11 protein-coding genes are annotated in these 13,602 nt (G+C 59.8%); 8 read left to right on the top strand and 3 right to left on the bottom strand.

Annotation, left to right across the window (positions count from 1 at the left end; translation table 11 throughout):
• Positions 1 to 38 precede the first annotated feature (38 nt).
• Positions 39 to 938 carry a LysR family transcriptional regulator gene (locus tag ABIB18_RS11640; protein WP_031377159.1) on the bottom strand — a complete coding sequence of 300 codons (900 nt, stop codon included), beginning with the start codon at positions 936 to 938 and terminating at the stop codon, positions 39 to 41.
• Positions 939 to 1,080: 142 nt separating this feature from the next.
• Here ABIB18_RS11640 and ABIB18_RS11645 point away from each other — a divergent pair, with 142 nt between their 5' ends.
• Positions 1,081 to 2,205, top strand: coding sequence for a GNAT family N-acetyltransferase (locus ABIB18_RS11645; protein WP_089561884.1), 1,125 nt, complete (start codon positions 1,081 to 1,083; stop codon positions 2,203 to 2,205).
• On the opposite strand, the gene ABIB18_RS11650 is transcribed toward ABIB18_RS11645, so the two are convergent.
• On the bottom strand, positions 2,202 to 4,034 hold the full coding sequence (locus tag ABIB18_RS11650) for an ABC transporter ATP-binding protein (RefSeq protein WP_279809605.1): 1,833 nt from the start codon (positions 4,032 to 4,034) through the stop codon (positions 2,202 to 2,204). The genes ABIB18_RS11645 and ABIB18_RS11650 overlap by 4 nt on opposite strands.
• 72 nt (positions 4,035 to 4,106) lie before the next feature.
• Here ABIB18_RS11650 and ABIB18_RS11655 point away from each other — a divergent pair, with 72 nt between their 5' ends.
• Positions 4,107 to 4,607, top strand: coding sequence for a GNAT family N-acetyltransferase (locus tag ABIB18_RS11655; protein WP_031377162.1), 501 nt, complete (start codon positions 4,107 to 4,109; stop codon positions 4,605 to 4,607).
• Positions 4,608 to 4,642: 35 nt separating this feature from the next.
• On the opposite strand, the gene ABIB18_RS11660 is transcribed toward ABIB18_RS11655, so the two are convergent.
• Positions 4,643 to 5,560 carry a sugar ABC transporter substrate-binding protein gene (locus ABIB18_RS11660; protein ID WP_031377163.1) on the bottom strand — a complete coding sequence of 306 codons (918 nt, stop codon included), beginning with the start codon at positions 5,558 to 5,560 and terminating at the stop codon, positions 4,643 to 4,645.
• A gap of 420 nt (positions 5,561 to 5,980) precedes the next feature.
• Here ABIB18_RS11660 and ABIB18_RS11665 point away from each other — a divergent pair, with 420 nt between their 5' ends.
• The 6 genes from ABIB18_RS11665 to kdpB all read left to right on the top strand — a co-directional run bounded on the left by ABIB18_RS11665 (position 5,981) and on the right by kdpB (position 13,595).
• A complete protein-coding gene (locus ABIB18_RS11665) occupies positions 5,981 to 7,372 on the top strand; it encodes an MFS transporter (protein WP_031377164.1) in 1,392 nt (463 codons plus the stop codon).
• Positions 7,353 to 8,309, top strand: coding sequence for a 2-hydroxyacid dehydrogenase (locus tag ABIB18_RS11670; RefSeq protein WP_354474180.1), 957 nt, complete (start codon positions 7,353 to 7,355; stop codon positions 8,307 to 8,309). Before ABIB18_RS11665 ends, ABIB18_RS11670 begins: the two co-directional genes overlap by 20 nt.
• A 188-nt stretch (positions 8,310 to 8,497) precedes the next feature.
• Complete coding sequence (locus tag ABIB18_RS11675) at positions 8,498 to 9,664, top strand: HD-GYP domain-containing protein (protein ID WP_031377166.1); 1,167 nt, start codon at positions 8,498 to 8,500, stop codon at positions 9,662 to 9,664.
• A 108-nt stretch (positions 9,665 to 9,772) separates the two neighbouring features.
• Positions 9,773 to 9,862, top strand: coding sequence for a K(+)-transporting ATPase subunit F (kdpF, locus tag ABIB18_RS11680; RefSeq protein WP_010253443.1), 90 nt, complete (start codon positions 9,773 to 9,775; stop codon positions 9,860 to 9,862).
• Positions 9,862 to 11,550: a potassium-transporting ATPase subunit KdpA gene (kdpA, locus tag ABIB18_RS11685; RefSeq protein WP_354474181.1), complete on the top strand. Its 1,689-nt coding sequence runs from the start codon at positions 9,862 to 9,864 to the stop codon at positions 11,548 to 11,550. Before kdpF ends, kdpA begins: the two co-directional genes overlap by 1 nt.
• On the top strand, positions 11,547 to 13,595 hold the full coding sequence (gene kdpB, locus ABIB18_RS11690) for a potassium-transporting ATPase subunit KdpB (protein WP_046289376.1): 2,049 nt from the start codon (positions 11,547 to 11,549) through the stop codon (positions 13,593 to 13,595). Before kdpA ends, kdpB begins: the two co-directional genes overlap by 4 nt.
• The last annotated feature ends 7 nt before the right edge of the window (positions 13,596 to 13,602 follow it).

Below are 13,602 nucleotides of genomic sequence, written 5' to 3' on the forward strand. Positions count from 1 at the left end.
AGCCAAAAAGACAATCATTTATTCCATTATGGACGGAATCAATCTGGCGGAACCTCGCTGAAATGGGTGGCGAGAAAGTCAATCAGCAGGCGCGCCCGGTGCGCCAGATGGCGGGCTGGCGGATAGACAGCAAACAGGCCGAGGGGCGGAATATCAAAGTTCTCCAGCAATCGGACGATCTCACCGCGCCGCAGCGCGGGCGCGGCGATGAACCCCGGCAGTCGCGCAATGCCCAGCCCGGCAATCGCCGCCTGCAAACAGGCTTCGGTATTGGCGAAGCGCAGGCGGCCCTGAATCGGGATGCTGACCATCTCGCCGCTGCCATCGGCAAACGGCCAGTGCAGCGGATCGCGAAAGTTGGTGTCGATAATGCACTGATGCTGGCGGATATCCTGCCAGTGCTGCGGTTTACCGAACTGCTCAAGATAGACCGGTGACGCGGCGATGCGCACATGGACCTCGCCCAGCTTACGCGCCACCAGGCTGCTGTCGCTTAAGTTGCCGATGCGAATCGCCAGATCAAATCCCTCATCGACGATGTTCACCGCACGATCGGAAAAGCTGACGTCGAGTTCAATCAGCGGATAGCGCCGGGCGAACGCCACCAGCACCGGCGACAACACGGCGGTGCCGAAAGAGCCGGGTGCGCTGATCTTCAGCCGGCCGGTGGGCGTATTGGCGCTTTCGCGCACGCTGGCATCCAGTGCATCAAAGGCATCCAGCAGGTTTTTTACCCGCTCGTAATAGCTGCGCCCGACGTCGGTTGGCGACAGGGCGCGGGTGCTGCGTTTAAACAGCTGAACCCCAAGCTGTTGTTCCAGCTTCGATACCCGCTTGGAGGCCTGGCTGCTGCTGGTGCCCAGCCGTAACGCCGCCGCCGAAAAACTGCCGGTTTCCAGCACCGTGACAAACATCCGGTCACACTCGAGTCGATCCATGGCGATTCCAGTCAGGAGGCAAAATCGCAGTATAGGGCGTGCGGGCAGGCTGTGCAGCCTTCACATTGCGTGCCTTCACCCTTTCGCTGGCGCAGAAAACCTGCTTGACTGATCGTTCGCCCGTTGCTGTCTGGAGTTTTTCATGTCGCTGTTTCACCTGACTTCGCTGGCGGAGATCGCCGCCGCCGAGTGGGATGCGCTGTTGCCTGACGATCAGCCTTTTTTGCGCCACGCTTTTTTGCTTACCCTGGAACAGAGCGGCAGCGTGCGGCCCGAATCGGGCTGGCAGCCGGATCATCTGCTGTGGCGTGACGGCGGCATCACCCGTGCCGCGCTGCCGGGCTACCGTAAACGCAATTCGTGGGGCGAGTATGTGTTCGATCACGCCTGGGCAGATGCCAGCCAGCGGGCCGGCATCCGCTATTACCCTAAATGGCTGGGAGCTATTCCCTTCAGCCCGGTCAGCGGGGCGCGCCTGCTGGGCGACAGCGTGGCTGCGGCGCAGTTGCTGGCGGCGTTACCGGAAAGGTTGCAGCAGCAGGGGTTAAGCGGGGCGCACATTAACTTTACCGATGCGCAGGCCAACCAGCTGCTGGCCGAACAGCCCGACTGGCTGGCGCGGCTCGGTTGTCAGTACCACTGGCACAACCGCGGCTACCGGGACTTTCAGGATTTCCTCGACACGCTGATGTCGCGTAAGCGTAAACAGCTGCGCAAAGAGCGTGAACAGGTGATGCAAAGCGGTTTTGTGTTCGAGCGCTACCGTGGCGATCGGCTGCGCGAAGATCAGTGGGATTTTGTCTACACCTGCTACGCCAACACTTACGCGGTGCGCGGTCAGCAGCCCTATCTGACGCGGGATTTCTTCAGCCTGCTGGCGGAACGGATGCCGGACAACATCATGGTGGTGATTGCACGCCTGCAGCAGCAACCGGCGGCGATGGCGTTCTACCTGCGGGATGAGAAGGCGTTATACGGTCGCTACTGGGGCTGCCTGGCGGAGTTCGATCGGCTGCACTTCGAAACCTGTTTTTATCAGGGAATGGATTTTGCGATTGAGCACGGCCTGACGCGGTTTGATGCCGGAGCGCAGGGCGAACACAAGCTGGTACGCGGCTTTGAGCCGCAGATTACCCACTCCTGGCACTATCTGCTGCATCCTGGCTTACGCGATGCGGTGGCGGATTTTCTGCAGCAGGAGCGGGAAGGCGTGCGCGGCTGGGCCGAAGAAGCACGCGACGCCTTGCCTTACCGACGCGGCGATTAATCGACGCCGACAAAACCGCCGGTCTGATGCTGCCACAGGCGCGCATACAAGCCGTTGTGCGCCAGTAGCTCAGCGTGGCTGCCGGTCTCGACAATCCCGCCTTTATCCAGCACCACCAGCCGGTCCATCTTCGCGATGGTCGACAGACGGTGCGCAATGGCGATGACGGTTTTGCCCTGCATCAGTGACTCCAGGCTCTCCTGAATCGCCGCTTCCACTTCGGAGTCCAGCGCTGACGTCGCCTCATCCATGATCAGGATCGGCGCATCCTTCAGCAGCACGCGGGCAATCGCCACCCGCTGACGCTGACCGCCTGACAGCTTCACGCCGCGTTCCCCGACGTGCGCATCAAGCCCGGTACGGCCCTGCGGATCGGAGAGTAGCGGAATGAACTCGTCAGCACGGGCGCGGCGAATCGCCATCTGCAACTCCGCTTCACTGGCATCGGGACGCCCGTAGAGCAGATTTTCACGTATCGAACGGTGCAGCAGCGAGGTGTCCTGAGTGATCATGCCGATCTGACTGCGCAGACTCTCCTGAGTCACCGTGGCGATATCCTGATCGTCAATCACAATCCGGCCACCGTTCAGGTCATACAGCCGCAGCAGCAGATTAACCAGCGTCGATTTACCGGCGCCGGACGGGCCGATCAGGCCAATCTTCTCGCCGGGTTTGATATCGAGGTTGAGCTGGTTAATCACCTGACGTCCGCCGCCGTAGTCAAAGCGCACATCTTCATAGCGGATCTGGCCGCGTGTCACCTTCAGCTGCTTCGCGCCGGGTGCATCCTGCACGCTGAGCGGCTGAGAAATGGTGTTCAGGCCATCCTGTACCATGCCGATGTTTTCGAAAATGCCGTTCACCACCCACATGATCCAGCCAGACATGTTCACCAGACGGATCACCAGACCGGTCGCCAGCGCAATCGCCCCGACGCTAATCAGCGACTGGCTCCACAGCCACAGCGCCAGTCCGGACGTCGAGACAATCAGCATGCCGTTCAGCGCCGACAGCGTCAGATCCATGCTGGTGACCATGCGGCTGGCGTGCTGGGTTTTGTCGGTCTGCTCCTGAATCGCTTCGCGTGCGTATTGTCGCTCCAGATCGCTATGGGCAAACAGTTTGATGGTGGTGATATTGGTGTAGCCGTCGACGATGGTTCCCATCAGCTTAGAGCGCGCTTCTGATGAAACCACTGAGCGCGCCTTGACGCGCGGCACAAAGAAACGCAGCGAGGCGCTGTAGGCCAGAATCCACAGCACCAGCGGGATCATCAGTCGCCAGTCCGCTTCGGCAAACAGCACCAGCGAGGTGACGGAGTAGATCAGCACGTGCCAGATGGCGTCGACCAGCTGTACGGATGAATCCCGCAGCGAACTGCCGGTCTGCATAATGCGCTGTGCGATACGGCCGGCAAAATCGTTCTGAAAGAAGTTCAGGCTCTGACGCAGCACGTAGTTGTGATGCTGCCAGCGGATCATGCTGGTCATGCTCGGGCTGATGCTCTGGTGCACCAGCATGTCGTGCAGGGCGATGAAAATCGGTCGCAGGATCAGCGCCACCGCGCCCATCCACAGCAGCAGCGGCCAGTTATCGCTGAACAGGGTGGCGGGCGTCGAATGATTCACCAGGTCGATAATGCGGCTCAGGTAGCTGAACAGCGCCACTTCGATCAGCGCTGACGCCAGTCCGACCAGCAGCAGGGCAGCAAAACTCGGCCAGACCTGACGCAGATAGTAGGCGTAAAAGGACCAGACCGTAGCAGGGGGCGAATCGCTGGGAGCATCATGAAAAATATTGATAAAACGTTCAAAACGGCGATACAACATAGCAGTACTCTTTCCGTCCGATGAAGAGGTACAGCTTAGTGCATCAAACCCGTTCGGCTAACAGGAGAAAATATGGAAATTACCATCCGGGGACGAGAGCCTCACGATGCCGCCGCCTATCAGCGGCTCTACAGCCATCCTGATGTCTACCCCTGGACGCTACAGCTACCGTTTCCCAGCGTCGCGACCTGGGAGAAAAAGTTCCTGAAAATGGATGGCGAAGGTTATATCGCGTTTGTGGCGGAAATCGACGGGGAGATGGCCGGTGAGCTGACGCTGTTTGTCGACAATAAACCGCGCACCCGCCACAGCATCAGTTTCGGGCTGGGCGTGGATCCGGCATTCAGCGGCCGCGGCGTAGGCGAAAAGCTGATCCGCACCGCGCTCGACTATTCCCGTAACTGGCTCGGCATCACCCGCATGCAACTGGAGGTGTTCCACGACAATGAACGGGCGCTCCGGCTCTATCATCGTCTGGGGTTTGAGCGCGAAGGATTGCTGCGCCAGGCGGCGCTGCGTGACGGTAAGCTGCATGATGTCGTCGTGATGGCGAAATTACTGCATCAGCCGTGACCGATGGCGCGGCATCATGGCCGCGCCAGCCTGCCTTACGGATTTTTATCCTGATAATGCTGCCTGTTTTGTGGCGTCACCAGTTCAAACGGGATCCACTGGTGGGAATCGACCTTTTCACCTTTGATCATCTGCTGCGCCACCTCTACCGATTTTTTACCCTGACCCACGGCGTCCTGGAACACCGTCACCGCTAATTTGCCACTCGCCAGCGCTTTCAGGCCATCCGGCGTGGCATCAATGCCGCCGACCAGAATGGTTTTTTTCGGCTTCGCCTGGGCGATCGCCATGGTGGCGCCAATCGCCATTTCATCGTTGTTGGCGGCAACAATATCGATATCTTCCCCGTTCGACAGCCAGTTGAGCATCAGATCCATGCCTTCATTACGGGCGTAGTTAGCAGTCTGCTTCAGCACCACTTTCATATTGGGGTATTTCGCCACCACCTGCTCCACATCCCGCGTCCGTTGCAGCGCGCCGGCGTCGGTCAGGTTACCGATCATGATGGCGACGTTGCCGCGATAGTTGGCCTGCTTTGCCAGCGCTTCCATCTGCAGCGTGCCGGATTCACGCTCATCTGAACCGACGAACACCACGCCAGGCGGCAGAGTTTTATCGCCCGGCGTGCGGTTAACATAGACCAGCGGGATGTGGGCCTGCTGCGCCAGGCGGGTCAGGGCGGGCGTACTGGCCGAGTCCACCGGATCGACGATGATGGCGTCCACCCCGGCGCTGATAAAACTCTGCACCTGATCGGTCTGACGGCCGACATCGCCGCGCGCATCTTCGAACTGCGCATCCAGCTTGCGCGCTTTGGCTTCCTTATCGATCGCCTGACGGATGATGGTCAGGAAGTTCTGATCGAAATAGGCCATTGAGACGCCAATTTTCTCTGCCAGCGCCGGGGTGGAGAGCGACAGCAGACACAGCATTGCCCATGCACTTTTTTTCATTGCAGACTCCCAGAGGTGAAAGGATGGAATTTATTTTTCATTTATTTAGAAAGTGGATAAATGCGATCATTTGCAGCCTACGAAGGGCGGCAGAGTTTGACAATCGGGCGTTTTCACACTTGCAGGCGAGGCCACATTTTGCGGAAAAATAGCGCAGCCATAGCTGTCGCCTGGCGCTAATTCCTCGATCCTGCGCACATTCTTCTGCACAGCGCGGCGGCTTTTTCTGCTTTTGTGCAGCGCCGCACTGCTGTTTGTGGCGGTTGCCAGAATTAAGCTAAATCAGCGTCAGCGATCTCAACATTCGCACAATGACCAATGGTTAGCCTCCTACCTATATTTCCTCAACAGGGGAATCTCAGCGGTATTCCTGAAAAAAACCTCGCGGCATAACTGGCTGCTTTTTAAGGAATTCACCTCATGGTTAAAGACAAAATGACCACCCGCACTACCCATGTCCGCATCTGGATCCTGTGTCTGATCCTGTTGCTTTCGGTGGTGGCGTACGCCGATCGTTCGATCCTGTCGATCTCCGGATCGGCCATTAAAGAGGAGTTTGGGCTGTCGGCGATCCAGCTCGGCCTGATCCTCTCCGCTTTCAGCTGGGCCTACGTGATCGGGCAGATCCCCGGCGGGCTGTTTCTCGATCGCTTTGGTGCCAAAAAGGTCTATGGCGTGACGCTGGCGCTGTGGTCGATCTCGACGCTGGCGATGGGCTTTGTCGGCGAGTTCTCCAGCGGCCTGACCGGCGCACTGATGCTGATGTTCGGCCTGCGTTTTCTGCTGGGACTGATTGAGGCCCCGAGCTTTCCGGCCAATGCGCGGGTGGTCATTATGTGGTTCCCCGGCGCAGAGCGGGGTCGCGCCTCGTCGCTGTTCAGTTCGTCGCAATATTTCGCCGTTGCCATCTTCTCGCCGCTGTCGGGCTGGCTGGTATCGCGCTTCGGCTGGGAGTGGCCGTTCTTCGTGCTGGGCGGTATCGGCGTGCTGGCGGTGTTTGTCTGGGCCGCTTATATGCGGGAACCGCGCAACCATCCCGGCGTATCGGAAACCGAACTGCAGCACATTATTAACGGCGGCGGGCTGGTGGATATCGACGCCGAACAGACCCTTCGGGCGCGTCCACCGGTCAGTAAAGCGATGTTCAAAAAGCTGCTGACCAACCGCATGCTGTGGTGCGCCTACCTCGGTCAGTACTGCATTATCGCGCTCAGCTACTTCTTTATTACCTGGTTTCCGATCTATCTGGTGCAGGCGCGGGGCATGGACATCATGGAAGCGGGTTTCGCCACTATTGCGCCGGCGGTGTTCGGTTTCCTCGGCGGCATCAGCGGCGGCTATATCTCGGACAAACTGATCGCCCGCGGCTGGAGCGTCTCCTGGGCGCGCAAAACGCCTTATATCGTCGGCATGCTGATGGCGGCCAGCCTGGTTCTGGCGGCGATAATCCCCAGCAACGTCGGCATTGTCGCCGTGATGTCGTTTGCCTTTTTTGGCAAAGGGGTGGCGGCGGGTGCCGGTACCTGGACGGTTATCAGCGACACCGCACCGAAAGAAGCGGTTGGCCTGGCGGGCTCAATCTTTAACGGCATCGGCAATATTGCCGGTTTCACCACGCCACTGCTGTTCGGCATCATCGTCGGCCTGACCGGAAGCTACGGCATCGGGCTGGCATTCGTTGCCGCTCACTGTGTGGTCGCGGCACTGCTGTTCCTGCTGGTAATGGGCCCGATTGAGCGGGTCGGTGAGCAGAGTGAACGTCCGGCATCGTATGAAAAACAGGGGAAAGAAGATGGCATTAAAGCAATGTAATGTGCTGATTAAGGGAAAGTTTCTGCCACCGCAGCTGATAGAGAAGATCGAAAACACTTTTACCGCCTTTCGGTTGTGGGAGGCGGAGGACGAAGCGGCGTTTCTGGCGGAAATGGGGGGTAAAATCGACATGCTGGTTACCAGCGGCAATGCGGTGATGGGCGCATCGGCCGAGCTGATTGCGGCGCTGCCCAATCTCAGGGTGATCTGCAGTAACGGCGTCGGCTACGACAGTATCGATATTGAGGCTGCCCGGGCGCGCAACATTGCGGTGACCAATACGCCGGAGGTGCTGAATGAGTGTGTCGCGGACCTCGGTATGGCGCTGCTGCTGGATGTGGCGCGGCGCATCAGTGAAGCAGACCGCTTCACCCGCGCCGGCCACTGGCAGCAGGGACGTTTTCCGCTGAGCCGCAAGGTGAGTGGCAAGGTATGCGGTATCGTCGGGCTGGGCAATATCGGTCAGGCGGTAGCGAAGCGGGCGCAGGCATTTGATATGGCGATTCACTACTACAACCCGCGCTCACGTCCGGATGTGCCCTATACCCGTCACGACAGCCTCGTCTCGCTGGCACAGCAGGCTGATTTTCTGGTACTGACCCTGCCTGGCGGGGCGGCCACACGGCAGATCATCAACGCGGAGGTACTGCAGGCGCTGGGACCGCAGGGTTATCTGATCAATATTGCGCGCGGCAGCGTGGTCGATCAGCAGGCGCTGATTGCGGCGCTGGAAAGCGGACAGATCGCCGGGGCCGGGCTGGATGTGTTTGAGCAGGAACCGCAGGTGCCTGCGGCGCTGCGTCAGTGCGACAAGGTCGTGATCACCCCGCACATCGCCAGCAACACCACAGAAACCATGGCGGCGATGGCCGATCTGGTGTTCGAAAACATGCTGGCGTTCGCCGCTGGCAAACCGTTGCTGACTCCGGTCATCTAGCGCCACTCGCTCCAGAGGCGATGCCGTGGCGGGCATCGCCATCGTACCCGCATCAACCGGTGGACCCGCCGGCTCCCCCCGATGAATACCGCCTCCTCCGACCACACACTCCGCACAAAACGGCCTGAAGAAATTTTGCGCAGCTGCCGATATCACCTTACCACCCGCTGATATTAAGGAGTGATATCGTGATAAAGCTGATTACCGTTGACGAACTACGTCCAGGCATGTTTATCCATAAGCTGGAGGTCTGGTGGATAAAAGACAAACGTATTCGCAACCAGATGCTGATCACCGATCCACGACAAATCGCTATGTTACGCAACGAAGGGATCCAGCAACTGTGGATCGACCTCGATCGATCGGTGCAGGCTCCGATCGCGCCGGTTGTGGCAAAAAGATCGATAGCCCGGACGCCGTTTTTTCAGGAGCTGGATCAGGCGCAGCAGATCTTTCAGCAGGGCAAATCCAAAGTGCTGGCGATGTTCAACGAGGCGCGCCTCGGTAACAGCCTGAACCTTGATTATATGATCGATCTGGTGGATGAAATCTCCGGATCGATTCGGCGTGAACCCTCTGCACTGCTGAGCGTGGCGCGGCTGAAAAATCACGATGACTACACCTATCTGCATTCGATGGCGGTCTGCGGGCTGATGATTTCGCTGGGGAAAAGGCTCGGGCTGAATGAGATCCAGCTGCGGCGCGTCGGGATGGGCGGCTTGCTGCACGACGTCGGCAAAGCGGCCGTGCCGCTGGAGATCCTTAACAAAGCCGGCAAGCTGACCGAGGACGAGTTTACCATCATGCGTCAGCATCCGATCGTCGGTGCACAGATGCTGATGGAGGCCAGTGCCGATGCCGATCTGCTGGATATTGCGCTGCACCATCATGAAAAATATGACGGCAGCGGTTATCCGCACGGCCTGAAAGGTGAGGAGATCTCGCTGTATGCCCGCATGGCGGCGGTGTGTGATGTCTATGACGCCATCACCTCGACGCGCGTCTACCGCACCGGCTGGACGCCCGCCGAGGCGATGCATCACATGCTGAGCTGGCGTGGCCACTTCGATAACGGCCTGCTGCACGCCTTTGTCCGTACCATCGGCATTTATCCGGTCGGCTCACTGGTACGGCTGGCATCAGGCCGGGTGGCGCTGGTGGTCAAAGCGGGTGAGAAATCGCTGATGAAGCCCTGTGTCCACGTCTTCTGGTCGCTGCACGCCCAGCGCGAAGTCAAACCGGAAGAGCTCGACCTGGGCGATAGCTTCTGTACCGACAGCATTGTCGGGGCGGAAGACAGCACGCTGTGGGGCAATGTCGATCTCAACCGCATCTGGGCGCTGGAAGTCGCCTGATATTTCGCCATTTTTACACTATTTTTACGCCCGCCCGCTGCATTTTAACCCCTTCTTTATACGCCGCCGCGCAAGCTAATCAGCAAATCCAAACCTCTGGAGGTTCCTGTGAGCGTGGGCGTAATAACCGGCATTGTGCTGGTGGTGTTGTTACTGGGCTATCTGATCTATGCCCTGTTAAATGCGGAGGCCTTCTGATGGCGGCCAATGCTTTTTTACTCATCGGATGTTATCTGCTGCTGTTAATGGTGCTGGCGCAACCGCTTGGGCGTGGCCTGGCGGCGCTGGTTGCCGATAAGCCGCTGTTCGCCCGGGTCGAAGCGCCGCTGTGGCGGCTGCTGGGCGCACAGCAAAGCGGGATGCGCTGGCCGCATTATCTGCTGGCGATTCTGCTGTTTAACGCGCTCGGCTTTGCGCTGCTGCTGGCGATTTTACTGCTGCAGGGCACGCTGCCGCTTAACCCACAGGGATTGCCGGGTCTGAGCTGGCATCTGGCGCTGAACACCGCGGTCAGCTTTGTGACCAATACCAACTGGCAGTCCTACAGCGGCGAAAGCACCCTGAGCTATTTCAGCCAGATGGTGGGGCTGACGGTGCAGAACTTCCTGTCGGCGGCCACCGGTATTGCGGTTGCGTTTGCGCTGATTCGCGGATTCGCTCAGCGCGGAAGCGGGATGCTCGGCAACGCCTGGCGTGACCTGACGCGCATCACGCTCTATGTGCTGCTGCCGATCAGCCTGCTGATGGCGCTGATTTTTGTCAGCCAGGGCAGCATCCAGACGCTGTCGCCGTACCACACGCTCACCACGCTGGAAGGCACACAGCAAACGCTGGCGATGGGTCCGGTGGCCTCGCAGGAAGCGATCAAAATGCTCGGCACCAACGGCGGTGGCTTCTTCAACGCCAACTCCGCTCATCCGTTTGAAAACCCGACGCTGCTGACCAACCTGATACAGATGCTGAGCATCTTCCTGATCCCGGCGGCGCTCTGCTTTGCCTTTGGTGAAAGCGTACGCGATCGCCGTCAGGGCAGCATGCTGCTGTGGGCGATGACGCTGATGTTTGTGGTGGCGGTGGCGGTGGTGATGTGGGCAGAACTGCGCGGCAATCCGCATCTGCTGACGCTGGGCGCCGACAGCGCGGTCAACATGGAGGGCAAAGAGACCCGGTTTGGCATTCTTAACAGCAGCCTGTTTGCGGTGATCACCACTGCCGCCTCATGCGGCGCGGTTAACGCCATGCACGACTCTTTTACCGCGCTGGGCGGAATGGTGCCGATGTGGCTGATGCAGCTGGGTGAAGTGGTGTTCGGCGGCGTCGGAGCTGGCCTGTACGGCATGCTGCTGTTTGTGCTGCTGGCGGTGTTTATCGCCGGGCTGATGATCGGTCGTACCCCGGAATTCCTCGGTAAAAAAATCGACGTCTGGGAGATGAAAATGACCGCGCTGGCGATTCTGGTGACGCCTGCGCTGGTGTTAATCGGCACTGCGCTGGCGATGATGACCGACGCCGGACGGGGCGCGATGGCTAACCCCGGCATTCACGGCTTCAGTGAAGTGCTCTACGCGGTCTCCTCGGCGGCCAATAACAACGGCAGCGCGTTTGCCGGACTGAGTGCCAACACCCCGTTCTGGAACCTGCTGCTGGCCAGCTGCATGCTGCTGGGCCGCTTCGGCATCATCATCCCGGTGATGGCGATTGCCGGTGCGATGGCGGTGAAAAAAGTGCAGCCGGTGGGCAACGGCACGCTGCCAACGCACGGCCCGCTGTTTATTGCGCTGCTGGTCGGCACCGTGTTGCTGGTCGGTGCGCTGACCTTTATTCCTGCTCTGGCGCTGGGCCCGGTGGCTGAGCATCTGCAACTTGTTCAGGGACAATCCTCATGAGTCGTCAACAACAGGCGTTATTTGACGCGGCGCTGCTGCGTACTTCAGCCTGGGATGCGCTGAAAAAGCTCGATCCTCGGGTGCAATTCCGTAATCCGGTGATGTTTGTGGTCTATCTCGGCAGCGTGCTGACCACCTTACTGGCGCTGGCTATGCTGACTGGCAAGCTGAACGGCAGCGCCAGTTTCACCGGTGCGATTGCGGTCTGGCTGTGGTTCACCGTGCTGTTTGCCAATCTGGCAGAGGCGCTGGCAGAAGGGCGCAGTAAAGCCCAGGCCAGCAGCCTGAAAGGGGTGAAAAAGACCAGCTTTGCGAAAAAACTATCGGCGGCGCGCTATGGCGCGGACTGGCAGCAGGTCGCGGCCGATCAGCTGCGCAAAGGCGATGCGGTGCTGGTGGAAGCGGGCGATATCATTCCGTGCGACGGCGAGGTGCTGGAAGGGGGGGCGTCGGTGGATGAGAGCGCAATTACCGGCGAATCCGCGCCGGTTATCCGTGAATCGGGCGGCGATTTTGCCTCGGTAACCGGCGGGACGCGCATCCTCTCTGACTGGCTGGTGATTACCTGTAGCGCTAACCCCGGCGAGACCTTCCTTGACCGGATGATCGCCATGGTGGAGGGGGCCAAACGCCGTAAAACCCCGAATGAGATCGCCCTGACCATTCTGCTGGTGTCACTCACTATCGTGTTTCTGCTGGCGACCGTTACCCTGTGGCCGTTCTCGGCGTGGGGCGGGACGCCGGTCAGCGTCACGGTGCTGGTGGCGCTGCTGGTCTGTCTGATCCCGACCACCATCGGCGGCTTGCTGTCGGCGATTGGCGTGGCGGGGATGAGCCGTATGCTCGGTGCCAACGTGATCGCCACCAGCGGCCGCGCGGTGGAAGCCGCGGGCGATGTTGATGTGCTGATGCTGGATAAAACCGGCACCATTACCCTCGGTAACCGGCAGGCGACACAGTTTCTGCCGGCACCGGGCGTCAGCGAAGAGCAGCTGGCGGATGCCGCGCAGCTCGCCTCGCTGGCGGATGAGACGCCGGAAGGCCGCAGCATCGTCATCCTGGCGAAACAGCAGTTTAACCTGCGTGAACGCGATCTCAGCAGCATGGGCGCCAGCTTCATTCCGTTCTCGGCGCAGACCCGGATGAGTGGGGTTAACGTACAGGATCGGCTGATCCGTAAAGGGGCGGTCGATGCGGTACGTCGTCATATTGAAGCCAGCCATGGCGCGTTCCCGGCCGAGGTGAACGCCCGGGTCGAAGAGGTGGCGCGCACCGGCGGCACGCCGCTGGTGGTGGCAGAAGGGGCGAAAGTGCTGGGCGTGGTGGCGCTGAAAGATATCGTCAAAGGCGGCATCAAAGAGCGGTTTGCCGAGCTGCGCAAGATGGGCATCAAAACCGTGATGATCACCGGCGATAACCCGCTGACGGCCGCGGCAATTGCCGCCGAAGCAGGGGTGGATGACTTTCTTTCCGAGGCGACGCCCGAGGCCAAACTGGCGCTGATCCGTCAGTACCAGGCGGAAGGACGGCTGGTGGCGATGACGGGTGACGGCACCAACGATGCGCCGGCGCTGGCTCAGGCGGACGTGGCGGTGGCGATGAACTCCGGCACTCAGGCGGCGAAAGAGGCGGGCAACATGGTCGATCTCGACTCTAACCCGACCAAGCTGCTGGAAGTGGTGCACATCGGTAAGCAGATGCTGATGACGCGCGGTTCGCTGACCACCTTCAGTATCGCCAACGACGTGGCCAAGTATTTTGCCATTATTCCGGCCGCGTTTGCCGCCACCTATCCCCAGCTCAACATGCTCAACGTGATGCACCTGCACTCACCGGCCAGCGCGATTCTGTCGGCGGTAATCTTTAATGCGCTGGTGATTGTGTTTCTGATTCCGCTGGCGCTGAAGGGCGTCAGCTATCGCCCACTGAGCGCGGCCGCCTTACTGCGCCGCAACCTGCTGATCTACGGGCTGGGTGGCCTGCTGGTGCCGTTTGTCGGCATTAAAGCGATCGATTTGCTGTTAGTCCTGTCAGGCATGGCCTGAGGAGAAG

The sequence above is a fragment of the Pantoea sp. UYEF8 genome (genome assembly GCF_040546285.1).
Classification (GTDB): Bacteria; Pseudomonadota; Gammaproteobacteria; order Enterobacterales; family Enterobacteriaceae; genus Pantoea; species Pantoea brenneri.

What these genes read in the sequence shown, in the direction of transcription:
- ABIB18_RS11650 (WP_279809605.1), bottom strand. Translation starts at nt 4,034, where the DNA reads ATGTTGTATCGCCGTTTTGAACGTTTTATCAATATTTTTCATGATGCT.
- ABIB18_RS11670 (WP_354474180.1), top strand. Translation starts at nt 7,353, where the DNA reads ATGGCATTAAAGCAATGTAATGTGCTGATTAAGGGAAAGTTTCTGCCA.
- ABIB18_RS11660 (WP_031377163.1), bottom strand. Translation starts at nt 5,560, where the DNA reads ATGAAAAAAAGTGCATGGGCAATGCTGTGTCTGCTGTCGCTCTCCACC.
- ABIB18_RS11640 (WP_031377159.1), bottom strand. Translation starts at nt 938, where the DNA reads ATGGATCGACTCGAGTGTGACCGGATGTTTGTCACGGTGCTGGAAACC.
- ABIB18_RS11665 (WP_031377164.1), top strand. Translation starts at nt 5,981, where the DNA reads ATGGTTAAAGACAAAATGACCACCCGCACTACCCATGTCCGCATCTGG.
- kdpB (WP_046289376.1), top strand. Translation starts at nt 11,547, where the DNA reads ATGAGTCGTCAACAACAGGCGTTATTTGACGCGGCGCTGCTGCGTACT.
- kdpA (WP_354474181.1), top strand. Translation starts at nt 9,862, where the DNA reads ATGGCGGCCAATGCTTTTTTACTCATCGGATGTTATCTGCTGCTGTTA.
- ABIB18_RS11655 (WP_031377162.1), top strand. Translation starts at nt 4,107, where the DNA reads ATGGAAATTACCATCCGGGGACGAGAGCCTCACGATGCCGCCGCCTAT.
- ABIB18_RS11645 (WP_089561884.1), top strand. Translation starts at nt 1,081, where the DNA reads ATGTCGCTGTTTCACCTGACTTCGCTGGCGGAGATCGCCGCCGCCGAG.